Annotated in this window: 21 protein-coding genes and 1 other RNA gene; 9 read left to right on the plus strand and 13 right to left on the minus strand. The window is 71.2% G+C overall.

The annotated features are described in order from the left end of the window. Positions 1-132 precede the first annotated feature (132 nt). From GEV10_11735 to GEV10_11755, 5 genes are read right to left on the minus strand one after another with little or no spacing between them, the layout of a single operon-like run. The gene (locus GEV10_11735; GenBank protein ID MQA79126.1) at positions 133-1,344 is read right to left on the minus strand and encodes a 2Fe-2S iron-sulfur cluster binding domain-containing protein; all 1,212 of its coding nucleotides are present in this window, start codon (positions 1,342-1,344) and stop codon (positions 133-135) included. Further along, positions 1,341-2,186 (minus strand): molybdopterin dehydrogenase, encoded by an 846-nt coding sequence (locus GEV10_11740; protein ID MQA79127.1) that lies wholly within the window; start codon positions 2,184-2,186, stop codon positions 1,341-1,343. The genes GEV10_11735 and GEV10_11740 overlap by 4 nt, the downstream gene beginning before the upstream one ends. Before the next feature lie 7 nt (positions 2,187-2,193). Next, a complete protein-coding gene (locus GEV10_11745) occupies positions 2,194-2,973 on the minus strand; it encodes an enoyl-CoA hydratase/isomerase family protein (protein ID MQA79128.1) in 780 nt (259 codons plus the stop codon). Then, positions 2,973-5,408, minus strand: a complete 2,436-nt coding sequence (locus GEV10_11750; protein MQA79129.1) for a molybdopterin-dependent oxidoreductase — start codon at positions 5,406-5,408, stop codon at positions 2,973-2,975. The genes GEV10_11745 and GEV10_11750 overlap by 1 nt, the downstream gene beginning before the upstream one ends. Then, positions 5,401-6,942: an AMP-binding protein gene (locus GEV10_11755; protein ID MQA79130.1), complete on the minus strand. Its 1,542-nt coding sequence runs from the start codon at positions 6,940-6,942 to the stop codon at positions 5,401-5,403. The genes GEV10_11750 and GEV10_11755 overlap by 8 nt, the downstream gene beginning before the upstream one ends. A gap of 26 nt (positions 6,943-6,968) precedes the next feature. Here GEV10_11755 and GEV10_11760 point away from each other — a divergent pair, with 26 nt between their 5' ends. The 3 genes from GEV10_11760 (at position 6,969) to GEV10_11770 (ending at position 8,770) form a co-directional block, all read left to right on the plus strand. After that, the gene (locus tag GEV10_11760) at positions 6,969-7,559 is read left to right on the plus strand and encodes a PadR family transcriptional regulator (protein MQA79131.1); all 591 of its coding nucleotides are present in this window, start codon (positions 6,969-6,971) and stop codon (positions 7,557-7,559) included. Between the two features lie 10 nt (positions 7,560-7,569). Further along, positions 7,570-8,391 carry an MOSC domain-containing protein gene (locus tag GEV10_11765; GenBank protein ID MQA79132.1) on the plus strand — a complete coding sequence of 274 codons (822 nt, stop codon included), beginning with the start codon at positions 7,570-7,572 and terminating at the stop codon, positions 8,389-8,391. Positions 8,392-8,464: 73 nt separating this feature from the next. Then, positions 8,465-8,770, plus strand: a complete 306-nt coding sequence (locus GEV10_11770; GenBank protein ID MQA79133.1) for a DUF1905 domain-containing protein — start codon at positions 8,465-8,467, stop codon at positions 8,768-8,770. Positions 8,771-8,891: 121 nt separating this feature from the next. Here the strand turns inward: GEV10_11770 and GEV10_11775 are convergent, their stop codons facing one another. Both GEV10_11775 and GEV10_11780 read right to left on the minus strand, forming a co-directional pair. Beyond that, positions 8,892-9,584 (minus strand): response regulator, encoded by a 693-nt coding sequence (locus GEV10_11775; protein MQA79134.1) that lies wholly within the window; start codon positions 9,582-9,584, stop codon positions 8,892-8,894. Positions 9,585-9,690: 106 nt separating this feature from the next. Next, complete coding sequence (locus GEV10_11780; protein ID MQA79135.1) at positions 9,691-10,893, minus strand: two-component sensor histidine kinase; 1,203 nt, start codon at positions 10,891-10,893, stop codon at positions 9,691-9,693. A 175-nt stretch (positions 10,894-11,068) separates the two neighbouring features. Here GEV10_11780 and GEV10_11785 point away from each other — a divergent pair, with 175 nt between their 5' ends. Then, entirely contained in the window at positions 11,069-14,461 is a 3,393-nt protein-coding gene (locus tag GEV10_11785; GenBank protein MQA79136.1) for an MMPL family transporter, read from the plus strand. Here GEV10_11785 and GEV10_11790 read toward each other — a convergent pair. Further along, positions 14,455-15,342: a sugar-binding transcriptional regulator gene (locus GEV10_11790; protein MQA79137.1), complete on the minus strand. Its 888-nt coding sequence runs from the start codon at positions 15,340-15,342 to the stop codon at positions 14,455-14,457. The genes GEV10_11785 and GEV10_11790 overlap by 7 nt on opposite strands. A gap of 113 nt (positions 15,343-15,455) precedes the next feature. Next, positions 15,456-16,502, minus strand: coding sequence for an alcohol dehydrogenase catalytic domain-containing protein (locus GEV10_11795; protein MQA79138.1), 1,047 nt, complete (start codon positions 16,500-16,502; stop codon positions 15,456-15,458). Positions 16,503-16,769: 267 nt separating this feature from the next. On the opposite strand from GEV10_11795, the gene GEV10_11800 reads away from it, so the two are divergent. The 5 genes from GEV10_11800 (at position 16,770) to GEV10_11820 (ending at position 22,891) form a co-directional block, all read left to right on the plus strand. Continuing rightward, positions 16,770-17,813, plus strand: a complete 1,044-nt coding sequence (locus GEV10_11800; GenBank protein MQA79139.1) for a zinc-binding dehydrogenase — start codon at positions 16,770-16,772, stop codon at positions 17,811-17,813. Beyond that, positions 17,810-19,348, plus strand: coding sequence for a xylulose kinase (locus GEV10_11805; protein ID MQA79140.1), 1,539 nt, complete (start codon positions 17,810-17,812; stop codon positions 19,346-19,348). The genes GEV10_11800 and GEV10_11805 overlap by 4 nt, the downstream gene beginning before the upstream one ends. A gap of 44 nt (positions 19,349-19,392) precedes the next feature. Next, entirely contained in the window at positions 19,393-20,334 is a 942-nt protein-coding gene (locus GEV10_11810) for a substrate-binding domain-containing protein (protein MQA79141.1), read from the plus strand. A 5-nt stretch (positions 20,335-20,339) separates the two neighbouring features. Further along, the gene (locus GEV10_11815; protein MQA79142.1) at positions 20,340-21,857 is read left to right on the plus strand and encodes an ATP-binding cassette domain-containing protein; all 1,518 of its coding nucleotides are present in this window, start codon (positions 20,340-20,342) and stop codon (positions 21,855-21,857) included. An 80-nt stretch (positions 21,858-21,937) separates the two neighbouring features. Further along, complete coding sequence (locus tag GEV10_11820; protein ID MQA79143.1) at positions 21,938-22,891, plus strand: ribose ABC transporter permease; 954 nt, start codon at positions 21,938-21,940, stop codon at positions 22,889-22,891. A 280-nt stretch (positions 22,892-23,171) separates the two neighbouring features. On the opposite strand, the gene GEV10_11825 is transcribed toward GEV10_11820, so the two are convergent. From GEV10_11825 to GEV10_11840, 4 genes are all read right to left on the minus strand, one after another. Further along, on the minus strand, positions 23,172-23,888 hold the full coding sequence (locus tag GEV10_11825; protein ID MQA79144.1) for a DUF4386 family protein: 717 nt from the start codon (positions 23,886-23,888) through the stop codon (positions 23,172-23,174). Positions 23,889-23,975: 87 nt separating this feature from the next. Continuing rightward, positions 23,976-24,351: a transfer-messenger RNA gene (gene ssrA / locus GEV10_11830) on the minus strand. A 321-nt stretch (positions 24,352-24,672) separates the two neighbouring features. Then, entirely contained in the window at positions 24,673-25,479 is an 807-nt protein-coding gene (locus GEV10_11835; protein ID MQA79145.1) for an amidohydrolase family protein, read from the minus strand. Between the two features lie 89 nt (positions 25,480-25,568). Continuing rightward, positions 25,569-26,255 carry a TetR family transcriptional regulator gene (locus GEV10_11840; protein MQA79146.1) on the minus strand — a complete coding sequence of 229 codons (687 nt, stop codon included), beginning with the start codon at positions 26,253-26,255 and terminating at the stop codon, positions 25,569-25,571. Positions 26,256-26,267: the final 12 nt, after the last annotated feature.

The raw sequence follows: 26,267 nt of genomic DNA on the forward strand, positions 1-26,267 counted from the left end.
CACCCGCGAAGTGCCTTTCTCCAAGAGCAACAGGACCGTCGACAAGTCCCAGTTTCCCTTGCAGACAAGGCACTTTCGCATCACCACACCCCGTGTCGCCCCACCAGGTGTGAAAGACCGAGGTTAACGTGATCAACGGGGCGAGCGGGCAGCCGTGAGGGCGGCGCGGAGGCGGCGGCGGAGGCCGGCGAGGGCGGCGCTCACCGCAAGGCGCAGAGCGCCGGCGCGGCGCGGCGGCGGCGCCTCACCGGTGGCGGCGGAGGAGTCAACGGCCGCGCAGAAGTCCTCGAACAGTCGCCGGCTGACGTCGCCGGCGAGTGACCGGCCGAACTGCGCGACGCGACCTGACAGATAGACGTCGGCCTCGGCGCGTAGCCGGGTGCCCGTGCCCGCCGGCTCGGCGGCGAGGGTGATGACCGCCTGGGTGGCACTGCCGCCGGTGTCCTCGCCGCGGGCGAGCACGCGCAGCCGGCGTGCGCCGGCGTCGCGCTCGACGACCTGGGCGACACCGTGGAACGCCAGCCGCACCGGGCCGAGCGACACCTTGGCCCGGCCGCGGTACCTGTCGTCGCCGAGCACCTCGGTCAGCTCCGCACCTGGCAGGCACCCGGCCAGCCGCTCGATGTCGTCGAGCACCTGCCACACCGACTCGACCGGGGAGCCGAGGTCGCTGGTGACGTCGACGGTGGTGGTCGGCTCGCCGGCGGGCATGGCGAGTCCGGCGGACGCAGCATCGGGCGCGGACGCCTCCTCGGCACCGCTGTTCCCCGGTGCACCCGCGACGGCTCCGCGCCGGCCGACGAGCGTCCGCTGACCGCACGCGCGCGGACCCGGCACACCGTCCGGGTACGCCTGCGCGACGTCGGCGACCGCGGCGACGATGTTGCGGTAGCCGGTGCAGCGGCACAGCACCCCCGACAGCTCGACGGGGAGGTCTTCGGCGTCGATCGCGGTGCCCGCCTCGCCGTTCGCGAGCAGGTCGTACGAGCTGACCACGAAGCCCGGCGTGCAGAACCCGCACTGCAGCGCGTGGTGGTGGGCGAACGACCGCTGCAGCGGATGCTGGTCGTCCGGCGAGCCCATGCCCTCGATCGTGACGATCTCCGCGCCCTCGCACTGCACGGCGAACAGCAGGCACGACCGCGCCGCTTCGCCGTCGACGAGCACCGTGCACATCCCACAGACACCGTGCTCGCAGCCCAGGTGCGTGCCGGTGAGGCCGACGTGGTCGCGCAGCGCGTCGGCGAGCGTGACGCGAGCCGGCACCGCGACGGTGACGTCGCTCCCGTTGACGGTGAACGAGACGGGGATCGTCTCGTCACGCGCCATCCGCACGGCCGTCATGCCACCTCCTTCGCCGCCGCGTACGCCGCGGCGGTCTCGCGGGCCGCGAGCACGGCGAACAGCCGCCGCCGGTACCCGGTCGACCCGTGGCCGTCGCCCGCGGTGTCGACGACGTTGCGCGCGAGCTCCCGGAACGCCGCGGGGTCGTCGAGGATGTCGCGCACGTCGCGGGTGACCGGCCGGTCGGAGACGCCGAACGCGGTGACGACCGCCTCGACCACGTCGTCGCCGTCGGTACGGACCCGCGTAGCGACACCGGCGAGCGCGAAGTCGCCGTGCCGCCTGGCGATCTCCGCGAAGCCGAAACCCTCGCCCCTACGCGCGGTCGGGAACTCCGCCGCGACCAGCACCTCGTCGTCGGCGACCACTGTCGTCATCGCGCCGGCGAAGAAGTCGGCGGCGCCGACCGTACGGCTGCCGCGCGGACCGGCCAGCTCGAGCCGCGCGCCGAGGCAGCACGCGACCGCGGGCAGCTCGGCCGCCGGGTCGGCGTGGGCGAGGCTGCCGCAGACGGTGCCGCGACTGCGCAGCTCGCGGTGCCCGACGAACGGCAGCGCCTTCGTGAGCAGCGGGACGGTACGGGACCGCGGGTCGCGCTCGACCCTGCGCTGGCGCACGGTCGCGCCGACGCGGAGCACACCGTCGACCTCGTCCATGGCGTCGAGGCCGTCCACCTCGTTGATGTCGACGAGCACCCCAGGACGTCCCAGCCGCATCGCCAGGACCGGCACCAGCGACTGGCCGCCGGCGAGCACCTTGCCCTCGTCGCCGGCGTCGGCGAGCTCGGCGACCACGTCGTCGAGCGTGGCCGGCCGGACGTAGGCGAACGGTGCTGCCTTCACGCGCGCGTCACCGCCCCCGGAACGTCGGCTTGCGCTTCTCGGTGAACGCGGCGACGCCCTCGGCGAAGTCGTCGGTGGAACGCAGCATTGCGTACGCCTTGCGCTCCAGCTCGATGCCCGTGTAGAGCGGCCCGTCGACACCCCTGTCGAGCACCTCCTTCGCCGCGCGCAGCGCGAGCGGGGAGAACCCCAACAGCGTCGTCACGAGATCCTCGGTCGCGGCGTCGAGCGCCTCCCGGTCGTCGCACAACCGCGCGACGATGCCCCAGTCGGCGGCCTGCTCCGCCTTGATGCGCGACGCCGTGAGGACGTGGTACTTCGCGCGGCTGAGCCCGATCAGTCGCGCGAGCCGTTGCGTACCACCGCTACCGGGGATCATGCCGAGTCGCATCTCCGGGAGCGCGAACTGGCTCCTGGTCGTCGCGAGCCTGATGTCGCACGACAGCGCGAGCTCCGTACCGACGCCGAAGCAGTAACCGTCGACGGCCACGACGACGGGCTTCGGGCTGCGCGACGGCGCCGTGACGTTGTGACCGAGGTCGGTGAAGTCGACCGGGTCGACCTCCATGAAGCCGGCGATGTCGCCACCGGACGAGAAGTGCTCGCCCGCCGAACGGATGACGACCACCTTGACCCCGTCGTCGCGGTCGAGCTCGGCGAAGTGCCTGCCGACCTTCTCACGCATCTCCCAGGTGATGATGGTCATCGGCCCGTTCGACAGCGTGAGGTACGCGACCCGGCCGTCATGGCCGCGCTCGACGGTGACTTCGCCACCGGTCAGTGCCATCAGTGCGTACCTCTTTCCGTGGGTTCCGATGCTCGTTCCAACAGCTCGTGCAGCACGTTGCCGTGCAACGGCAGCGACGTGATCTCGACACCGGCGGGCGCGACCGCGTCGGCCACCGCGTTGGCCAGCGCGACGGGGAAGCTCATGCTGCTCCCCTCGCCGCATCCCTTCGCGCCGAGTGGTGTCAGCGGCGACGGGGAGACGACGTGGTCAGCGACGAGGTCGAACGACGTCTCCGCCGACGTCGGGCACAGGTAGTCGAGGAAGGTGGCCGATGTCGGCTGCCCGCTGTCGGCGTACGTGAGCTCCTCGTAGAGTGCGCCGCCGAGCCCGTGTACGAGCGCGCCGTGCACCTGGCCGTCGAGCAGGCGCTGGTTCAGCACGGTGCCGGCGTCGTGCACAGTCGACAGGCGGTCGACGGTGATCTCGTATGTCTCGGGATCGATGCGCACGGCCACGATCTCGGCGACGAAGCCGTAGCAGAGGCTGGAGTTGATGCGGTCGTCCGGCGTCGCGGCCGAGGCCTGCGGCGGGCTGAACGCCGCCTCCTCGTTCAGCCGCGCGGGCACGTCCGGCGGCAGCGACCCGGGGTCCCAGTGCACGAGCCCGGCCGCGTGCCGGAACGCGACCGCACGCTCGTGGTCGTCGCGGTGCCGCACCGTGCCGTCGGCGAGCTCGAGGGCGTCGGCGTCCGCGCCGAGCATGACGCCCGCCGCCGCGCGGATCGTCGCGCCGATCCTGTCGGTCGCCTTCACCACCGCGCTCGTCACCAGTGGTGCGAACCGCGACGAGTAGCTGCCGGAGGTCACCGTCCACGACGTGGTGGCGGTGTCCATGGCGACGACGACGCGGACGTTCGACTCGGGGACTCCGAGCTGCTGCGCCGCGACCTGCCTGGCGGTCGTCGCGTGGCCCTGGCCCTGCGGCACGCTGCCGAGCTGGACGGTCACGACGCCCTGGAGGTCGACGGAGACGCGGACGTGCTCGGTCGAGCCGGACTTGTCCCGGCCCGGCCTGCGGTCGGCGGCGGGCGTGGCGAGGCCGACGTACCCGATGTTGGTGCCCGAGGGGTCGACGATCGTCGCGATGCCGATGCCGAACATCTCACCGCGCGCGCGTGCCTCGCGCTGCCGCTCGCGCAGCCCCGCGAGGTCGGCGTTGTCGACCGCCAGTTGCAACGCCTTGTCGTAGTCGCCGGAGTCGTACGCGCCGCCGGTCGGCGTCACGTAGGGGAACGACGTGATGAGGTTGCGCCGCCTGATCTCCACGACGTCGACGCCGGTGCGCTCGGCGACGGCGTCCATCAGCCGCTCGAGGCCGAAGTAGAGCTGCTGACCGCCGAAGCCGCGGTTGAGACCGGTCGGCGCCTTGTCGGTCACGACCGCCCGCGCGCGGATCTCGACCGCCGGGATCCGGTACGCGCCGGTGATGTTGCCGAAGCAGCGGTACAGCGTGCTCGGCTCGGGCGGCCTGAGGTACGCGCCCACGTTGTCGACGAGGTCGACGCGCAACGCGGTGACGATCCCGTCGGCGTCGACGGCGGCGTCGAACCACATCACCCGGTCGGCACCGGCGGAGCTCGCCAGCAGGTGCTCGACGCGGTCCTCGGTCCACCGCACGGGCGTGCCCGCGTGCTTGCTGGCGAGCGCCATCAGCACGACGTACGGGTAGATGCCCGCCTTGATGCCGAAGCTGCCGCCGATGTCGGCGGGCACGTGCAGGCGCATCCGCGAGACGGGCACGCCGAGCGCGCCGGCCATCACCGGCACCATCGTGAACGGGCCGTGGAAGTTCGCCCACGCCTCGACCGATGGGCCGTCGGCCTCGTCGCGCCACTGCGCCACCACGCTGTAGCACTCCATCGGCACGGACGAGTAGCGCGGGAAGTCGTACTCGCCCGACACCCGGTACGCCGCGGCGTCGAACGCGGCGTCGACGCCGCCGAAGCTGAACGTGCGGTCGGTGGCGACGTTGGACCCGGCGTCGTCGTGCAGCCGCGGCGCGTCGCCGGCCAGCGCCGCGCGCGTGTCGACCACGGGCGGCAGCTGTTCGTACTCGACCTCGACGAGCTCGGCCGCGTCCTCGGCGGCGTAGCGGTCACCCGCGACGACCACGGCGACCGGCTCGCCGACGTACCGCACCTTGTCGACGCCGGTCGGGTAGTAGGGCATCGGCGTCGGCACCGACAGCGGGAACGGGCGCAGCGCAGCGCGTACCTCGTCGGGCCCGACCACCGCCGCGACGCCGGGATGGCGTCGCGCGCGCTCCAGATCGACGCGCACGATCCGCGCGTGTGGGTGCGGGCTGCGCACGACCGCGGCGACAAGGCTTCCGGGTAATGGGTCGAGGTCGTCCAGGAAGCCGCCGCGTCCGCAGACGAGCGGGCCGTCCTCCACGCGGCTCGCGACCCATTCGGGCACGGTGGCCTCAGCCACGAGGGCTCTCCGCGGACGTCTCGGCGAGCGCCTCGTACTCGCCGGCCACGAGCGTGCGACGCAACGTCTTGCCCACCGCGGACCGCGGCACTGCCGAGATCGCGACGACGCGCTTCGGCCGCTTCAGCGACGGCAGACCCGACCCGCCGCGGGCGTACGTCAGTGCGCGCTCGACGGCCTCGGCCGGGGTGAGCCCGTCGGCGGGGACGACGAACGCGGTGACCGCGCTCCCCCACCGCTCGTCGGGCAGGCCGACGACGCAGACGTCGGCGATCGCGGGACACGTGAGCAGCGCCGCCTCGATCTCGTCGGGGTAGAGGTTCTCGCCGCCGGAGTTGATCATGTCGTCGACGCGGCCGCTGACCCACAGGTCGCCGTCCTCGTCGTACGTGCCGAGGTCGCCGGTGAAGTACCAGCCGTCGCGGATCGCCTTGGCGTCGGCATCGGGCCTGCGCCAGTAGCCGGCGAACGCCTCGGGACTCTCCATCGACGCGCACACCTGCCCCTGCTCACCGCCCGCGACGAGGTCGTGCGGCGACGCGCCGGGCTCGGGCGAGACGAGGCGGACCCGGGAGTAGATGCCAGCGCGGCCAGCGCAGCCCGGCTTCGCCGCGGAGTCGGGGCCGATGGTGAAGGTGTAGATCTCGGTGCTGCCGAAGTGGTTGACGAACGCGTCGGGACGTACGGCGTCGGCGAGCTCGGCAGCGAGCGCCGGTGCCATGGCCGCGCCCGCGTACGCGAGCCGGCTCAGCGACGGCAGCGAGCCGAGCCGTCCGGTGCCCGCGAGCGACCAGAAGATCGTCGGCACGAGGTAGAGCGCGCCGATGCCCTCCCGGCGGATCAGCTCGACCGACTCGTCGGCGTCGAACCGCGCCTGCGGCACCCAGGTGCCGGCCGCGAGGATGCTGGCGAGCAGCGTGCGCAGGCCCATGGTGTGGAAGAGCGGCATGACGCCGAGTGTGACCTCGCCCGGGCGGTGCTGGGTCTGGATCAGGTGGGCGCTCGCGGCCGCGTGCTCGGCACGGTGCGAGCGCGGCACGCCCTTCGGTCGCCCGGTCGTGCCCGAGGTGTAGAGCATGACGCTGACGTCGGACTCCGACGGACGCTGGGGCAGGTCGTGGTCGACCTGGTCTGCGGCGAGCCGCGCGATCTCGTCCACGTCGCGCCTGACCACGCCGGTGGCCTCGCGCATCGCCTGGTCGGCGCGCTCGGCGCTGTCGTCGTCGGTGACATACAGGACGGGCTCCGCGTCGGACAGGCAGTACCCGAGCTCGGCCGCACCGAACCGCGTCGACAGCGGGACGGAGACCGCGCCGAGCTTCTGCGCCGCGAGGTGCAGGCTCGCGAGCGGCTCGCCGCCCACGAGCGAGAGCGCCACCCGGTCGCCACGGCGGACGCCGAGCGACGCCAGGGCACGGGCGAGCCGGTTCACGTGGGCGTCCCACGCCGCGAACGTCATCGGGGCGGGGCCGCCCACGGCCCGGCGCGCCGGATAGCGCTCGGCCGTCCACGAGAGGGCGGTGGCCAGGTCCACGGCGGCTCTCCCCTGCAGGCGTCCCAATGATCTGTAGCAGACGATACGCTCCGTACGTTACGCTGGCAAACGTGGTGACCGGGAGGCTGTCGACGACCTCGTACGTCGTGCTCGGCATGGTCGCGCTGCGTGGCCCGTCGACCTCGTACGACCTCAAGCGCGCCGTCGGCAGGTCGATCGGCTACTTCTGGCACTTCCCCCACGCCCAGCTGTACTCCGAGCCGCAGCGGCTGGAGCGGATGGGCCTGCTCGAGGCGTCGACCGAGGAGTCGGGCCGCCGCCGCCGCACGTACCGCATCACCGACGACGGACTCGCCGAGGTGCGGACCTGGCTCGGCACACCGACCAACGAGCACTTCCAGCTGCGCGACGAGGCCGAGCTCAAGCTGTTCTTCGGCGAGCTCGGCGACTCCGCACACGTGCCCGAGCTCGCGCGGCAGCAGGTGGAGCAGCACCGCCATCGCATCGCGGTGTACGAGGACATGCAGGCGCGGTACGGCGACGTGCCGGGCGTCGCGGGCCGCATGGTCACGCTCCGCCTCGGCCTCGAGATGGAACGTGCGGCCCTGCGCTTCTGGAGCGCGTTGGCCGAGCAGAGCGGCCAGCCCTCCCCGTAGGTTGGACGCCGTGCGCGTCACTTACCTCGGCATCCATCCGCTGAAGTCGACCCGGAGCATCGCGGTCGAGTCCGCCGTGGTCGAGCCGTGGGGACTGGCCGGCGACCGGCGGTGGGCGGTGGTCGACGCGGACGGCGGCAAGGTGACCGCGCGGGAGGAGTCCGCACTGCTGCGCGTCACGGCCGCCCCGGAGGCCGGCGGCGCACTCACGCTGACCGCACCCGACACCCCGCCGCTGACCGTCAAGCCGCCGGAGTCGGGCGAGCGGGTGCCCGTCGGGTTCAGGAACCTCGACCACGCGCTCGCCGCGGGCGACGACGCCGACGCGTGGCTCACCCGGCAGATCGGCCGCCCCGTACGGCTGGTCTGGCTCGACGACCCGTACCGCCGCGCGGTCGACGGCGCGCACGGCGGGTTGCCGGGCGAGGCGGTCACGCTGGCAGACGCCACACCTCTGCTGCTGACAGCGACGGCGTCGCTCGACCGGCTGAACGAGTGGGTCGCCGAGACCGCCGCCGGTCGCGGCGAGTCGGCTCCCGACCCCCTGGTGATGCGGCGCTTCCGGCCGAACGTCGTGGTCGACGGCGAGACCCCGTTCGCCGAGGACGACTGGACCGGCCTCCGCATCGGCGAGGTGGACTTCCGCGTCGCCTCGCTCTGCGACCGCTGCGTCATGACCACGATCGAGCCCGACACGCTGGCGCGGGGGAAGGAACCCCTGCGTACCCTCGCCAAGCGCCGTCGCTGGGACGGCAAGACGTGGTTCGGCGTCCGCCTCGTCCCTCGCACCACGGGCGAGATCCGTGTCGGCGACTCGGCCAGGTCCGGGTGACCGATGCGTTTCGCCGCGCCGACCGGTCTGTACGGCTGACGTTCGACACACTCGCGATGGCAAGGACACGACGATGACAGGAAGCGATCGCACCCCACACGGCAAGGGCGCGTTGGACACGGAGTTCACGGCACCACTGACGAAGAGTCCCAGCGAGGGCGGCTGGACCTACGTGGTGATGCCCGGGTCGGCCGACTACTTCGGCACCCGGGGCCTGGTCAAGGTCCGCGGAACCGTTGACGGGCACCCGTTCCGGAGCTCGTTCATGGCCCTGGGCGACGGCACCCACAAGCTGCCGGTGCGGGCCGACGTCCGCAAGGCGATCGGGAAGGACACCGGCGACGAGGTCACCGTGCACCTCGAGGAGCGGATCGACTGAGGCCGAGCAGGACCCGGCACGGCTCGGCCGCCCCGAACGCGGTGAGGGGCACCCTCACCGCGTCGTGGCACGGTGAGGGTGCCCCTCACGGGTTCAGACCCGGCCGCCCCGGACCCCGCTCCTACGCCCCAGGCGCTGCGGGGTCGGGTTGCCGGCCGGGACGGACCGTGCCGGTCTCGTAGGCGAGCACCACCAGCTGGGCCCGGTCGCGCGCCTCTGTCTTGGTGAGGATGCGGCTGATGTGCGTCTTCACCGTGAGCGGGCTGAGGACGAGGTCGTCGGCGATCTCGTCGTTCGAGCGGCCGAGCCCCACCTGCCTCAGCACCTCGCGCTCCCGGTCGGTGAGCATCGCGACCCGCTCGTGCGCTCTGTCGTTCGGGTCGGGCTGGTCGAGGAAGCGTGTGATGACGGCGCGGGTCGCCCCGGGCGACAGCAGCGCCTCGCCGCCGGCGACCGTGCGGATGGCGTCGAGGAGGACGTCGGGCTTGACGTTCTTCACCAGGAAGCCGCTCGCGCCCGCACGCAACGCGCGCACGACGTACTCGTCGATCTCGAACGTGGTGAGCACGAGCACGCGCACACCGGCGAGCGTCTCGTCGGCGGCGATGCGCTCGGTCGCCTCGAGGCCGTCCATCACCGGCATCCTGATGTCCATCAGCACCAGGTCGGCCCGCCGGGTGCGCGTCAGCTCGAGCGCCTCGAGGCCGTTGCTCGCCTCCCCCACCACCTCGAGATCGTCGGCGGAGTCGACGAGCACCCGGAACCCGGCGCGCACGAGCTCCTGGTCGTCGACGAGCAGCACTCTGATCGTCACGAGCCGCCCTCCGAAGTGAGCATCGCAGCGAGAACGAGAGCCGCACGCCGCGCACCGACCGCGCGTGAGCGAGGAGCGGAGCGGAGGAGGGCGGCGGGGAGTACAGTCATCGTCGCTTTCCCCCGGACAGGTGGACGGCGACGCGGTAGCCGGGATGGGCGGGCCCGTCGTCGACGGTGCCGCCGAGTGCGTGTACGCGTTCACGGATGCCGATCCGTCCATGTCCTTCGGGCGGCGGGTCGGTCGAGCCGACTCCGTCGTCGCGCACCTCGAGGTCGAGGCCGTCGTCGTCGACGTCGATCCGGACGTCGACGGTCTGCGCGTGCGCGTGCTTGAGCACGTTGGTCAACGCCTCCTGCAGCACGCGGTACACCACCAGGCCCACCTCGGCCGGCACCTCGGCCACCGTTCCCGACACGTTCGACGTCACCTCCAGGCCGGACGACCGCAGGCCGTCGAGCAACTCGGCGACGTCGCGCAGGCCCGGCGCGGGTCTCGTGGGCGCGGCCTGGTCGCCGTCCTGGCGCAGCACGTCGAGCGTGGCACGGAGCTCGGTGAGCGCGGCATCGCTCGCGTCGTTGATGTGAACGAGCGCCTGCTTCGCCTGCGCGAGGTCACGGTCGATGACGTGCGCGGCGACACCGGACTGCACATTGATGACGGCGATGCTGTGGGCGAGGATGTCGTGCAGCTCGCGGGCGATCCTGATGCGCTCCTCGGCGACCTGACGCCGCGCCTCCTCCTCCTTGGTCTCCTCCGCCCTGCGTGCGCGTTCCTCCGCTTCGGCGAGGTACGCCCTGCGGTTGCGCACCGCCTCCGCGAGCGCGGGCGGGAGCGCGATCCAGATCAGCACGCCGATCGTCTCCGGCCACCTGCCAGGCGACAGGACGAACATGGGCGTCACGAGCACGGCGGCCGTCGCGGCGGTGGACACGACCCACGTCCGGCGATCGGTGACGAGCGAGAGGTTGAACAGGGCCATCATGATCGGCACGGCGGTGACCCCGCTCTCACCGGTCGCGACGACCGCGACCACGCCGGTCGCGACCACGAACGCGAGCACCGCTCGCGGGTAGCGCCTCCTGCACGGCAGTGCCGCGATCGCCAGGAGCGGCAGCACGACCGTCCAGCCCGGCAGGTCGAACGGGCCGCCGTCGAACTTGTGCGGTGGCCGCGCCTCGAAGGCGCCCGCCGGCAGCAGCGCGGCCAGGACGTACGGCGCGACGCACGCCACGGCGACGACGGGGAGCAGGACGGCGTCCCGCGCCCGCCCGTCGAGCAGGCGTGACGGTCGCGACGGTGTGGCCACGACGCCAGGGTAGGCGCACCGTGCGTCACCGCCATCGTCCTGTGCGTGTAACACGAGGCGGCCGCGTACTCCGAGGGATGTACGTGCCGGCGTTCCTGATCATCCCGTGCGCAGACGCGCACCCACGTCCACCGTCTCTAGCGTCGTGGGCACCGTCGCCGTCGAGAGGGAACCCATGTTCAAGCTGGCTCGGCTGAGCCTCGCGAACCGCGCCATCGTCGCCCTGGCCTCGCTCGCGATCATCGCCTTCGGCGTGTTCGCGACCTTCGCGACCAAGCAGGAGCTCATCCCCTCGCTCGCCATGCCGAGCGCGACGGTCACCGCCGCCTACCCGGGCGCGTCGCCGCAGATCGTCGAACGCGAGGTGACCGAGAAGGTCGAGGCGGCGATCAGCGGCGTCGACGGACTCGAGTCGCGCACGTCCACGTCGAGCAACGGCGTGGCGATGGTGCAGGCGGAGTTCACGTACGGCACCGACATCGAGGACGCGACGAGGGACCTCACCGAAGCGGTCGACAGGATCCAGAACGACCTGCCCGAGGACGTCGACCCGCAGGTGCAGTCGGGCAACACCGACGACTTCCCCGTCGTGCTGCTCGCGGCGTCGTCGGACGCGGGCGAGCGCGCGCTCGCGCAGCGGCTGGACGACATCGCCGTCCCCGAGCTGCGCGGCATCGACGGCGTCCGGGACGTCCAGGTCACCGGCGCGAGGGACGAGCGGCTGCTCGTCACGCTCGACCAGGACGAGCTGCGGAAGAAGGGCCTGACCGCCGACGCGGTGAGCCAGGCGCTGCAGGCGAACGGGGTGAGCATCCCGGGCGGCGAGCTGACCGACGACGGCACGACGCGGTCGGTCGAGATCGGGCGGTCGTTCGACACGCTCGGGGAGCTGAGGGACCTCGAGATCATGCCGGCGTCGGCACCTCCGCGGGCCGAGCCCGGTCGGCAGCAGACGCGACCGACACCCGTACCGCTGTCGGACGTCGCGACGGTGGCGGAACAGCTCGAGCCGACGTCGACGATCACCCGCACCGACGGCGACCGGACGCTCGGGTTGATGGTGACCAAGACGAGCGATGCCAATACCGTCGACGTCGCGAACGCGGTCAAGGACGAGCTCGCCGACCTCGAGGACCGGCTGGGCGACGGAGCGAAGCTGACGGTCGTCTTCGACCAGGCACCCTTCATCGAGGACTCCATCGAAGGGCTCGCGACGGAGGGCGGCATCGGACTGCTCTTCGCCGTGCTGATCATCCTCCTCTTCCTGCTGTCGTTCCGCTCGACGATCGTCACCGCGCTGTCGATCCCGTTCTCGCTGCTCGTCGCGGTGGGCGGCCTGTACGCGGGCGGGTACTCGTTCAACATCCTCACCCTCGGCGCGCTCACCGTCGCCGTCGGTCGCGTGGTCGACGACTCGATCGTGGTGCTGGAGAACATCAAGCGGCACCTCGGCTACGGCGAGGAGAAGAGACGCGCGATCCTCGACGGGGTGCGCGAGGTCGCCGGTGCGGTGACCGCGTCGACGCTGACGACCGTCGGCGTGTTCCTGCCCATCGCGATCGTCGGCGGGCAGGTGGGCGAGCTGTTCCGCCCGTTCGGCGTGACGGTGACGATCGCGCTGCTCGCCTCGCTGCTGGTGTCGCTGACCATCGTCCCGGTGCTCGCCTACTGGTTCCTGCGGTCGAGCACCGCCGCTCCGGAGGAGCAGGCGCGGATCGAGGCGGCGGCGGTCGAGAAGGAACGCCGCAACCCGCTACAGCGCGCGTACGTGCCGGTCATCACGTGGGTGACGAAGCACCGCGTGACGACGATCGCCGCCGGCCTGGTGGTGTTCGCCGCGACCGTGGCCGCGGTGCCGTTGTTGCAGACGAACTTCCTCGGCTCGATGGGCCAGAACTTCTACCAGGTCACCCAGACCATGCCGGTCGGCACCTCCCTCGCCGAGACCGACGAGGCCGCGAAGAGGGTCGAGGGCGTGCTGTCCGACCTCGACGACGTCGAGTCGTACCAGGCGACCGTCGGCGGCGCGGGCGACTTCGGCGGCTTCGGCGGCGGTGGCGCCACCAACGAGGCCACGTTCAGCGTCACCACCGGCGAGGAGACCGACCAGGAGGCGTTCAAGGACGACCTTCGTGAGCGGCTCGACGACCTCGACGGTGTCGGCGACGTCCAGCTGTCCGACGCGGCCGGGCCCGAGGGCGGGTCGAGCGGCATCGAGGTGGTCGTGCACGCACCGGACGACGACGCGTTGCGCACCGCCACCGAGCGGGTGGAGAACGCGGTGCGCGACACCCCGGACACCACCGAGGTCACGAGCAACCTCGCCGCGGACCTCCCGACCGTCCAGGTCGACGTGGACCGCACGGAGGCGGCGGAGCGGGGCCTCTCGGAGGCGCAGATCGGTCAGGCGATCAGGGACGCATTCGAGGGCAAGGAGGCCGGCAGCGTCGTCATCGGCGGAGAGGCCCGCGACGTGCTGCTGCGCGACACCAAGGCGCCGGGATCGGTGTCGGCGATCCGCGACTTCGAGGTCACGAGCCCGGCCGGAGGGGACGTGCGCGTCGGCGACGTCGCGACCGTGCGCGAGATCGAACGTCCCGCCGAGATCACCCGTACCGACGGCGAGCGGACGGCGACCGTCACGGCGACGCCGGTCGCCGACGACACCGGCGCGGTGAGCACGGCCGTCCAGGAACGGCTGGACGACGTCGACCTTCCGGAGGGCGCGAGCTGGGACCTCGGCGGGGTCAGCCAGGACCAGGACGAGGCGTTCCAGCAGATGCTGCTGGCGCTCGCCGCCGCGATCCTCATCGTGTTCATGGTGATGGTGGCGACGTTCCGCAGCATCGTGCAGCCGTTCATCCTGCTGGTCTCGATCCCGTTCGCGGCGACCGGCGCGATCGGGCTCCTGCTGGCGACCGACACCGCGCTCGGCGTGCCCGGCCTGATCGGCCTGCTGATGCTGGTCGGCATCGTCGTGACGAACGCGATCGTGCTCATCGACCTGATCAACCAGTACCGGCATCAGGGGATGACAGTGCGCGACGCCGTCGTCGAGGGCGCACGCAGGCGACTGCGGCCCATCCTGATGACCGCGCTCGCGACGATCTTCGCACTGCTGCCGATGGCCTTCGGCCTCACCGGCGGCGGGGTTTTCATCTCCCAGCCGCTCGCGATCGTCGTGATCGGCGGGCTGGTCTCGTCGACACTGCTGACCCTGGTGCTCGTCCCGACGCTCTACACGATGGTGGAGGGCGCCAAGGAACGCCGGCAGCGACGTCGCGCCGAGCGCGGCCGACACGGCGACGGCCGAAAGGCGGCGACGCGCGGCGACGAGGCGGACCTGTCCATGGCCGATCTGACGGCACCGCGACCGGACGACGACCCCGTCCCTGCGCCGCAGGTCGTGGTCGCGAACGGCCGCGCGGAGACGGAGCCCGGGGAGACCAGGCACGAGGCGACCGTCCCGGTGCCGACGTCGCGTGACGACGACGGCGACGGCACCGTCAGCGTCGGCGTGCTGCAGGTCGAGGTGCTGGTCCGCACGACGAACAGCACCCGTCACTGACCGGCATCGAGGCGCAGGATGCCTTCCACCACGTCGCTGTCGGCCACCAGGATGGTGCACATGCCGCTGGTGAGGGCGGCGTGTGCGACCGCCGCCTTCTCGACTCCCGACGCGACCGCGATCGTCACCGGTGCCTGGCGGATCTCGTCGAGCGAGAGCGCCACCGTGCGCGCGCTGAGCTCGTCGGACACCTCCCTGCCGTCGGCGCCGATGAAGCGACCGAGCACGTCACCGACGGCGCCGACGGCGCGGAGTCGTGCCACGTCCTTGGCGGACAGGTAGCCGGACTCCACGAGGACGGAGTCGGCGGACAGGGCGCCGAGGGAGAAGAGCAGGACGTCGGCTCCCCGCGCCGCCTCGAGCACCTGCTTGACCGAGTCGTCGGCCTCGATCACCTGGCGGGTGGCGGCCGACCCGACGATCGCCGGCGCAGCGAGGAGCCGCACCGAGCCGGGGCCCTGCCGTGCCAGCTCCGCGGCGACCGCTCCGCCGGAGGGGTTCCGGCCACGCGTGACCGCCCCGTTGACCTGCACGACCTCGACACCCCTGGCCCAGCCGGGTGCGACGACCGCGGCCAGTTCGTCCATGGTGCGTCCCCAGGACACGCCGACCATCGAGGGAACGGGTCGCAGGTCGCTGAGGCAGTCCGCCGCGGCCTTGGCGACGTCCCGCCGCTGCGTCTCGCCGTCGCCGTGGGCGGGCACGACGATCGCCTGCCGCACCGCGTACCTCGACTGCACCTGCGCCTCGAGGTGCCGCAGACGCGCGCGCGGGTGGACGATCTCGATCTTGACGATGCCCTGGTCGCGCGCCTCCTTCAGCATCCGCCCCACCTTCCACCGGGTCAGGGTGAGGTGCTTCGCGATCTCCTCCTGCGTCATGGCGTGCTCGTAGTACAGCTCGGCCACCCGCAGCAACTCGAGGCCGTCTGAGGTAGCGCCCTGACCGTTCACACGCACGATGATGTCTCAGTCTCCTGCCGTGGACCACCAGGTCAGTCGTCGTCCGACCTGGGCAGGAAGAGCACCTTCGAGCTGAAGATCGATCGATCGCCCATGGCCGGGATGAGAGTGCCCACCTGGTCGAGGCCGGCCTCGTGGGTGATCATGAACTCCCACTTCAGGTCACCTCTGGCCAGGAAGCGGGTCGCGCTCGTCCACTCCTCCCCGGGGAAGGGAGCCGAGAACGAGTTCCAGGCGCCGTGCAGTGAGACCTCGAACCGCAGGAAGCGGTTGAACGTCGCCTCCTGGAGCGTCACCGGCGAGTTCGGGATGCCCACGAAGGTCACGTCGCCGTGGCGGGCGGCCAGGCTGACCGCCAGGTCGACGGCCGCAGACGCGCCGGCGGACTCCAGGACGACGTCGTACCCGTCGGGTGCGAACGCACGCGCCTCCTCGCCGTCGCTCACCGCGTGGTCGGCGCCGGCCTCGAGCGCCATCCTCGCCTTCTCCTCGTTCAGGTCCACCGCGACCACCGTGGCGGCTCCGCCGAGCCGCGCCCACTGCACGGCGAACAGACCGATCGGTCCGGCACCGACGACACACACGTGCTGGTCGATGCCGAGCTTGGTACGACGCAGCGCGTGCAGCGCGATCGCCGCCGGGTCGATCATGGCCGCCGCCCGAGGATCCAGGCCCTCCGGCATCACGAACAGGTTGCTCTTCGGTACGCAGACGTACTCCGCGTAGGCACCGTCGCGGCGGCTGCCGAAGTAGTCGTAGTCCTCGCACAGGCTGAACCGGCCGCGCTGGCACTGGTCGCACCGGAAGCACGGGATCATCGGCGGCACCGAGACCAGGTCGCCCACGCGCGCCTCGTGCACGTCCGCGCCGGTCTCGACGACGTGGCCGGAGAACTCGTGGCCGCAGATGAGCGGGAAGCGGTAGGTGCCCTTGTGCAACATCCGCGCCAGGTCGGAGCCGCATACCCCGCAGGCCGCCACCTTCACCAGTGCCTCGTCGGCGGTCGGCCTGGGCACAGGCACCTCGCTGAGGGTGATGTCACCAGGCCGGTTGAGCACTGCTGCCCGCATCGTGGTCATGGTGCCTCCGTGTCTCGCCGAGCGAAACGCTAGGAACCACGTCAACCGGCCGTCAACACCTGCGCAGAACCTTGCTCGGATGAGCAGTGGGTATTCGCTGGGGCGCGCCGACCAGCAGGCGGACGACGAGGAGCCACCTATCACTGCTCACATGAGCAAGATTCACGCGATCACGGCTCAGCTGTTGACGGGACCTGTGCTCATTCGTTGGACTCCCTTCTGCGACGCAACGCACGCGTCCGGGCCTGCGAGAGGAGGCGCGACCGCATGCTCGCCTACGCCTTCCAGCCCGGTGGCGCGATGGATCTCGCCCGTCACGAGGAGCCCCGCCTCCGCGCCGGCGACGTCCTCGTCGACGTGATCTCGGCGGGTGTCTGCGGCACCGACCTCAAGATCGCGCGGGGCGAGCACCGGCGCTTTCCTCCCGGGACGCATCGGATCCCGGGCCACGAGCTCGTCGGACGGGTGGCCACCGCCGGTGGGACGCCGACCGGTCCCGCCGTCGGCGACCTGGTGGCCGTGGCGCCGAACATGGCCTGCGACACGTGTGGTCCCTGCCGGCGTGGTCGCGGCAACCTGTGCGCGTCCTACGAGGCGTTGGGTCTCACTGTCAACGGCGCGTTCGCCCAGCGGGTGAGGATCCCGGCGAGAGCGGTCGCCCAGGGCAACGTCGTCCCGCTCGCCGCGGACGTCGATCCCGACCTGGCCGTGCTGATGGAGCCGGTAGCTGCCGTCCTCCGGGGTCTCGACGCCGTCGCGCTCGACAAGGGCGACACGTTGGTCGTCGCCGGGGCCGGTCCGACCGGGCTGATCGCGCTGCTGCTCGCCAAGCGGCGCGGCGTCGAGCGGGTGATCGTCAGCCAGCCCTCCGCCCACCGCAGGCACCTCGCCGGTGAGCTCGGCGCCGACCACACCCTCGACCCGACCGCGTGCGACGTGGTGGCGGAGGTCCGCCGCCTCAGCGGAGGCGAGGGCGCCGACGTCGTCATGGTGACCACCCCGGTCGGTCACGTCTTCGCGCAGAGCCTGGAGATGGCGGCCGTCGGTGGCCGGGTGAACTTCTTCGCGGGCCTGCCCCCTCGTGCCGGACGAGTCGAGCTGGACGCCAACCTGGTCCACTACCGCGAGCTGACCGTCACCGGCACCACGGCGAACACCACCGAGGACTGCCGTCGCGCACTCGACCTGCTGCTCGCCGATCCGGCGGTCTTCGCCCCGCTCGTGACCCACCGGTACCCGCTACGGGACGCAGAGCGCGCGTTCGCGGACGCCGCGGGCGGTGGTGCGCTGAAGGTGGTGTTGCACCCATGAGCGAGCCCGTCTTCGTCGCGTGCGACATGGGGACCACGCTCGTCAAGGCCGGCGTCGTGGACCTGTCGGGTACCGTCCTCGCCCAGGCCTCCGAGGAGTCCGACCTCACGCGTCCCCGGCCCGGCGTCGTGGAGCAGGACCTGCTGCAGATCGAGGCCGAGGCACATGCGGCGATCGGCCGCGCGGTCGCCGAGTCGGGGCGTGCCGCGGACATCGCCGGAGTCTCGTTCTCGAGCCAGATGTCGGGCATCGGCGCGGTCGGCGACGACTTCCGGCCCGTCGCCCCCTTCGACTCCTGGCTCGACTCCCGATGTGCCCAGGACATCTACGAGATGGCCGAGCACGCCCGGCGGGTCACCCAGCTGTCGGGCTGCCCACCGACGTACAGCCACGCCCCCAAGCAGCGCTGGCTGAAGCGGACCCACCCGGACGTCTACGCCAGGACACGGGCCTTCCAGGTGCCCGGCCCGTTCGTGGCCGCCCGGCTCGCGGGCCTCGACGTCGCGGACGCCTACATCGATCGCACGAACCTGTGCTTCGCGAACCTCTCCGACACCGAGCACGGCCGATGGGCCGACGAGCTCGTCGACCTGTTCGGCCTCGACCGCGAGAAGCTGCCGAGGATCGTCGCCCCGGAAGAGGTGATCGGCACCGTCACCCGCGCCTCGTCCACTGCGACCGGCATCCCCGAGGGCGTACCCGTCGTCGCCGGTGGAGGCGACCAGATCGTCGCCTGCCTGGGCGTCGGGGTCTCCAGTCCCGGTCGGGCGTCCGACTCCGCGGGGACCGCAAGCCTGTTCAGCGTCTGCCTGGACAGGTGGGCCCCGGACACCGACGCGATGAGCCTCATCACCTCGGTGTCGATCGTCCCTGGGCGCTACCTCGCGTTCGCGTTCGTCAACGGCGGAGGTCAGGGCCTCGAGTGGGTCCGTCAGGAGATCCTCGGCACCTCCGCCCCGGCGAAGGACGCGTTCGCCGACCTCGAGCGGATGGCGTCGGCGGTCCCTCCGGGGTCGGAAGGACTGCTGTGGCTGCCGCATTTCCAGGGCGGTGTCACGCCGCCCAAGCCGCACCTGCGCAGCGGTTGGATCGGCATCACCGGAGGACACTCGACCGGCCACCTCTACCGGTCCGTGCTCGAGGGGATCGCCTTCCAGTACGCGTCGTGGTCGGCACACGCGTCCGCGGCGATGGGGCGTCCACTGGAACAGGTGCGCACCATGGGTGGCGGCTCGAAGTCCGATCTCTGGGTGCGGATCAAGGCCGACGTCCTCGGCATCCCGTTCGTCCGGACGGCCGAGTCCGAGGCCGCGCTGCTCGGCAACGCCCTGCTGGCCGGGTCCGCCACCGGCCACATCGACGACCTGGTGTCGACCGCCGACGCCTGGAACGACTTCACCTCTCCGGTCGATCCCGACGAGAAGAGGCACGCGCTCTACGACCGGTACCGCCGGGTCTTCGACCACCTCAGTGCCGCGGTCGATCCCGTGCTCCACGAGCTGTCGGCGCTGTCCCGCGAGGCACCCCCGTCCTAGGCCTCCGGCCGTCACGCACCGCACCCCATCCGAGGAGTCCGATCATGAGCACCGCACGTCTCCGCCGTACCGTCGCGGCGATCACCCTCCCGCTCGTCCTCGTCGCGCTCGCGGCCTGCAACACGGCAGGTGGGGGCGGCGACGGCGGCAAGAAGATGGGAGTCACGGTCTCCAACAGCACCAACCCGTTCTTCGTGATGGAGTCGAAGACGGCCAAGAAGACCGGCGAGGACATGGGCCTCGACGTGCTCTCCCAGGAGGCCAAGGAGGACGTCAAGACGCAGTCGGACCAGATCGACCAGTTCGTCACCTCGCAGGTGGACTTCATCGTGATCGACCCGGTCGACTCCGACGGCGTCGGACCCGCCGTCAAGCGGGCGGTGGCGGCGGACATCCCGGTCGTCGGGATCGACTCGCAGACCGCGGGCGCCGACGTCTCGGTGACGACCGACAACACCCAGGCCGGCAAGGTCTCCTGCAAGTCGCTGGCCGAACAGCTCGACGGCAAGGGCAAGGTCGCCATCCTCGACGGCACCCCGATCTCCGCGGTCGAGGACCGCGTCATCGGCTGCAAGCAGGTCTTCGAGGACTACCCCGGCATCAAGGTCGTGTCGCACCAGCGCGGCGACAACAGCCGGGACAAGGCGCTCCCCGTGGCCACCGACATCCTCACCGCCAACCCGGACCTCGACGCGGTCTTCGCGATCAACGACCCCACGGCCACCGGCGTCGAGCTCGCCGCCAAGCAGAAGAACATGAAGATCATCATCACCTCGGTGGACGGCGCGAAGGCGGCGGTCGACTCGATCGAGAAGGGCGGCATGATCACCGCGACCGCCGCCCAGGACCCGGCCGCGCTGGCCAAGAGGGGCGTCGAGATCGGCGCGAAGCTGGCCGACGGCGAGAAGGCCGAGAAGCCTCTCATCGAGCTGCCGACCGAGCTCATCGACAAGAGCAACGCGGCCGACTACAAGCCCTGGGGCTGATCCGCATGGCTCCGTCGGACACCACCGTCGTCCGCATGTCGGGGATCGCGAAGGTGTTCTCCGGGGTGCGGGTGCTCGACGATGTCGACTTCGAGCTGCGGGCCGGCGAGGTCCACGCACTCGCGGGCGAGAACGGCGCCGGCAAGTCGACCCTGGTGAAGATCCTCGCCGGCATCCACGCACCGGACACCGGCCGGGTCGAGGTCGACGGCGAGACGCTCGTGCCCGACGTCCGGGCGGTACGCCGGGCGGGGATCGCGATCGTCCATCAGGAGCTGATGCTGGCGGACAACATGTCCGTCGCGGACAACCTCGCCATGGGACGCGAGCACCGGTCACGGATCGGCACCCTCGACCGCAGGCGCACCCGCGACGACGCGCGCAGGATGCTCGCGGAGGTCGGGGCATCGTTCGGCCCTTCGGTGGAGGTCGGCAGCCTGAGCACCGGCCAGCAGCAGCTGGTGGAGATCGCCCGAGCGCTGCTGGAGAGACCCAAGGTGCTGATCCTCGACGAGCCCACCGCGGCGCTCAGCGCCCCCGAGGTGGACAACCTCTTCCGGCTGGTCGGTGACCTCGGCCGCAGCGGTACGGCGATCGCCTACATCACCCACCGGATGGAGGAGATCACCCAGCTCGCCGACCGGGTCACGGTGCTGCGCGACGGCCGGCACGTCGTGACCGCGACCGTCTCCGAGACCACGCCGGAGAGCATCGTCGCCAGCATGGTCGGCCGTCCCGTCGACACCCTCTTCGGGGAGAGGCGGCACGACGTTCAGGAGACCGTCCTGTCCGTCCGCGGCCTCACCGACGGCCACATCGGCCCCGTCGACCTGGAGGTCCGGCGAGGAGAGGTGCTCGGCGTCGGCGGGCTCGTCGGCTCCGGCAGGTCCGAGCTGGCCCGCCTCATCTTCGGGGTCGACCGCGCCACCGCCGGCACCGTGGAGGTCTCCGGCCGGCGGGTGCGCCCCGGCTCTCCCGCCGCCGCCATGCGGGCGGGCCTGGCCTTCGTACCCGAGGACCGCAAGGCGCTCGGCCTCGTCCTCGACCACTCCGTCGAGTCCAACATGGTGCTCGCCAGCATGCCGTCGGTCTCCAGCTCCGGCGTGGTCCGGCGCACGCGCTCACACGCGGCGTGCCGGGAGGAGCGGGACCGGCTGCGCATCAAGATGGGTCCACTCGGCCAACCCGTGCGCCAGCTCTCGGGCGGCAACCAGCAGAAGGTGCTGCTTGCCAAATGGCTGCGCACCGAGCCCCAGGTGCTGATCCTCGACGAGCCCACCCGCGGCGTCGACATCGGCGCCAAGGCCGACATCTACCGGATCATCGACGACTGTGCCGCCCGCGGCATGGGCGTCGTCGTCATCTCCTCCGAGCTCCCCGAGCTCATCGGCCTGGCGGACCGTGTTCTCGTGATGCGGCGGAGCCAGGTCGTCGCCGAACTGCCGGGAGCGGGCCTGACCGAGGAGGCAGTCATGCAACCGGCCTTCGGCCTCACGGCCGGCAACGGAGAGGGAGCATCGTGATGAGCGACTTCGGATCGTCGGCGCCGCCGACCACGAAGCCGACGGCGACCAACGCGCCCGCGGAGAGCTCCACCTCGCTGATGGCGACCGTCGGGCGCAGCAACCAGATCGGTGTCGCTCTGGCGCTGGTCGCCCTGGTGGCCCTGATGGCGTTCATCGCGCCCTACTTCTGGACGACCGGCAACCTGCTCGAGGTGATGCGCCAGGTCTCCGCGATCGCGATCCTCGCCGCGGGAGGCACGTTCGTCATCCTCACCGCCGGCATCGACCTCTCCGTCGGCTCGGCGCTCGGGCTCTGCGCGATGGTCGCGATCGTCGCCGCGGACAACGGCCTCTCACCGTGGACCGCGATCCTGCTCTGCCTGGTCGCGGGGGTCGCGATCGGACTGGTCAACGGCGTCGTCACCGCGTTCCTGGCACTCCCCGCGTTCATCGTCACGCTGGCCGCGTTGACCTACCTCCGCGGCTTCGTCTACGTCGGCACCGGCGGCACCACGGTGACCCCCAGCGAGGTCGCGTTCTCGTGGATCGGCCAGTCCAGCCTGCTCGGCGTGCCCGTCGCCGCGTGGATCATGATCGTGGTCTACGCGGGCGGCTGGTTCCTGCTCAACCGCACGATCTTCGGCCGGCAGATCTACGCCATCGGCGGCAACGCCGAGGCCGCCAGGCTGAGCGGGATCAGCGTCCGGCGGGTCACGGCGATGGCCTACGTCATCTCCGGCCTGACCGCGGGCATCGCCGGGCTGATCATCGCCGCCCGCCTGCAGAGCGCCGTGCCCGACCTCGGCTCGGGCTACGAGCTCAACGCGATCGCCGCGATCGTGCTCGGCGGGACCTCGCTGATGGGCGGCCGCGGCTCCCTGGTGGGCACGCTGATCGGTGCCCTCTTCATCGGGGTGCTCTCCAACGGCATGACGCTGATGAACGTGGAGTCGTTCTACCAGCAGATCATCATGGGCTTCGTGATCCTGCTGGCCGTGCTGGTCGACCGCCTGCGCCGCAGAGGCGGTCGGCGCCTCGAGGGCTCCGGTTGACCGAAGGAACGTGATCAACGTGGAGGACCCTGGCGGGCATCCCTACGGGTGAAGGGTGACCACCTCGGCTGGGTCCCCAGCGTGGGGAACCGGTCACGTCCGTTGGAGGTGACGCACCGCTGCACATCGCGATTCGGGGTCCCACCGGCTGCAGCATGTCCGAACCCCGACTCACGATGTCAACACCACGGCACCCGCCCGCAACGCCCGTGCCAGGACCCGTGAGGGGCACCCTCACCGTGCCTGGGCACGGTGAGGGTGCCCCTCACGCCATCCTGGATCAACCGCTTCTCGGGGTGCCTCTCACACGCACTCCCTTCACCACCAGCCAGAGCGCCAGCGAGAGCTCGCCCACGAACGGGGGCAGCAGGATCCAGGGGAAGAGCACGTTCGACACCGAGGGCGCGAGGATCGACGCCAGACTGTTCACGAAGTAGCAGACACCCGCCGCGATCATCAACACGCCGATGAGGCGCGGCATGAGTCGCGAGCGCATGATCAGCACGCCAGTCAGCGTGCAGAAGCCCGCGAAGAAGAGGAGTGCGAAGCCGAAACCGGTCGCGAACTGTCCGATCTCGAGGTAGGCCAGCGCCTGCCGCTGCCCCTCGCCCAGCGCGCCGAGCGCGCCGCGCTCCTCGACCATCGCGAGCGGCACGTAGAGGTGGAGAAGGCTCACCGCCTCGATCGTCACGTCGACGAGCGTGAAGACGAGCGCCGCCCGGGCGAGCGTCGCCTGTACCGGCTTGAGCAGCCCGTAGAGGATGACGCCCACCAGCGCGGCGGCGATGAGGTAGAGAAGGTGGACCGCCAACCCCAGGCGCCACAGCTGCTCGCCCGCCGCGATCTCCCGTATCGTCGCCGCGGCGTCACCCGCCACGATCAGCGGTTCCCGCACGAACCCTTCGACGAACAAGCCGCCGGCGATCACGACGAGGTAGCAGAGGCCTGCGATCCGCGCCTGCCGCACCAGCGGTGTATGACGAGCCGGTTCACTCATGCGCCGTCACTCCCTCGACTCACTGTTCGGCCTCACGTGGCGACGACGCTGGGTCCGATACGAGAGTCTCCGCAAGCAGCGACGGCTCGGTGGAGGTGGCGGGAATCGAACCCGCGTCCTTCGGTGACAAGGCAGGGCTTCTCCGGGCGCAGCCGGTATGTCGTGTTACTCGGTCCCGGCAGTCCTACTGGCAAGCTGCCGACGAACCCAGCCGCTGTGCGCTGTCCCGTGCATGTCCCGCGGCCGGGCTAGCACGGTGAGCCTTCTCGCTGATGCCAGGATCCGGGCCGAAGGCACTCCCGGGCTGACACCTTCGCTAGCTCGCTTTAGGCAGCGAGAGCGAAGGAGTTGCGCTGTGAATTGGCGCTTATCTTTAGTGCAGCGCGTGGTTTGCGAGCTCAGCGCTACCATCCTCGGCCCGCTTCCCCTGCTTCGACATCCGAAGTCGAAACCGTTCACCCCCTATGCAGTTGTCCCCCCACCCTACCCAGCCGAGCGCCCCAGGCGCACCGGGTATCCGGATGGTGATGAGGGAAGCCGGGGGTCTGGGGCTGGGCCCCAGAAGAGAGACCCCCGTGGCGACGAAGCACCCCGAACTGCTCCGCGCCACGGGGGTGTGGGCGCCCGCCGGTGCCTGTAGCAGGCACCCACCGACGTCCTCCCGGGAGGACGTCATTCACAGGCAGTTCATTGCCCCCAATGCCGCCTGCACACACATCAACGCGCCGGCGGGCCAATTGGTTGTCGCGTCGGAGGAAGATTTTTCGCTCTGGTGTTACCACGACTACGCACCGAGGCGGAGGACGCGCCGCGGATTGTCCCAGCACACGGACCGCAGCCAGCGGTCACCGAGGCCGAGCCGGGCCAGCGCCGCCAGCTGGTGGGCGTACGGGTACGGGATGTTCGGGAAGTCCGAGCCGAGCACGATCCGGTCGCCGTGGTCGGCCAACCGGGAGACGAGGCCGGCGGGGAACGGGGCGCCGAGCTCGGCGAAGAAGTCGGTGCAGGCCATGGTGGTGTCGAGGTGGAGGCGCTCGAACCGGTCGGCGAGGTCCAGGAACGCCGCGTACTCCGGGGCACCGAGGTGCGCGATGACCGCGGTGAGCCGGGGATGGGCGGCGAGCACCTCGGCGAAGATCTCGGGACCTGTGTACCTGCCGGGCCGCGGGCCGCTTCCGCAGTGCACGACCACGGGGACGCCGGCGTCGGCGAGCGCACCCCAGACGCCGGTGAGCAGCGGGTCCCTGGGGTCGTAGCCGCCGACCTGGACGTGCGCCTTGACCACCTGCGCGCCGGACGCCACCGCCTCCCCCACGTAGCCCTCGGCCCCGGGCTCCGCGAAGAACGTGGCACTGCGGAGTGCCCCCGGGTTACGGGCGGCGAACTCCGCCGCCCACGCGTTGAGCGAGACCGCCATGCCCGGCTTGTGCGGATAGCTCAGGGCCCCGAAGCGGACGACGCCGAGCTCGCCGAGGTGGGCGACCCGGGCGTCCTCGTCGAGGTGGCGGTAGTGGATGGGCCACGGGTGGTCGATCAGGGGTCCGGCGTTGTCGAAGTACTCCCAGACCCGCTGGTGCAGTCTCGGCGGCATGAAGTGCACGTGCAGGTCGACCAGGCCGGGGAGCCCGAGCACGCGGAGGAAACCGGGCACCTCGGCGTCGGTCCGTGGGGAGGTGGTGGTCACCCGGCGGATGCTACTGGCGCGGTACGCAGGATGCCCCGCACGCCTGCGCGGAAGTCGTCCTCGTCGACGTCGAGGATGGTGAGCTGCAGCATGAAGCCTTGGACGATCGCGGCGAGAGCCCTGGCGAGCTTCTCCGGCGCGACGTCGTCGCTCAGGACGCCCACCGCCTGGTACATGCGGGCGACCCGCGTCAGCCGCTCGAACACGATGCCCACGTTGGTGCGCAGGGCGTCGGCGACGGCGGGGGTGCGGATCGCCTCGCTCCACACCTGACCGATGAGGCGCGCGAGCCCCTCGAGCTCGTTCGCCTCGCGGATGGCGGAGAAGAGCATGCCGAACACCTCGTCGAGCGGCGGCAGGTCGTCGGGGTCGAGCTCCTCGAGTCGGTCGGTCACGGCCGAGATCTTCGTCTGCGCGATCGCCCCGATGATCTCGTCCTTGCTCGTGAAGTAGCGGTAGACGGCGCCGGCGGACAGCCCGGCCTCGGCGAAGATGTGCTGCATCGACGTGGTGTGGAAGCCGTTGCGGATGAAGCAGCGCCGCGCGGCGTCGAGGATCTGGCGGCGGCGCGCGTCGAGGTGCTCCTGGCTGACTCGTGGCATGGGCACAAAATAGAACGAACATTCGCTCTTGACAAGAGCGGCGGCCGGGCGCACCGTGGTCACCGTAAAAGGAACATTCATTCTCTTGGGAGG

Source organism: Streptosporangiales bacterium, from assembly GCA_009379955.1.
In the GTDB taxonomy this organism is placed as follows: domain Bacteria; phylum Actinomycetota; class Actinomycetes; order Streptosporangiales; family WHST01; genus WHST01.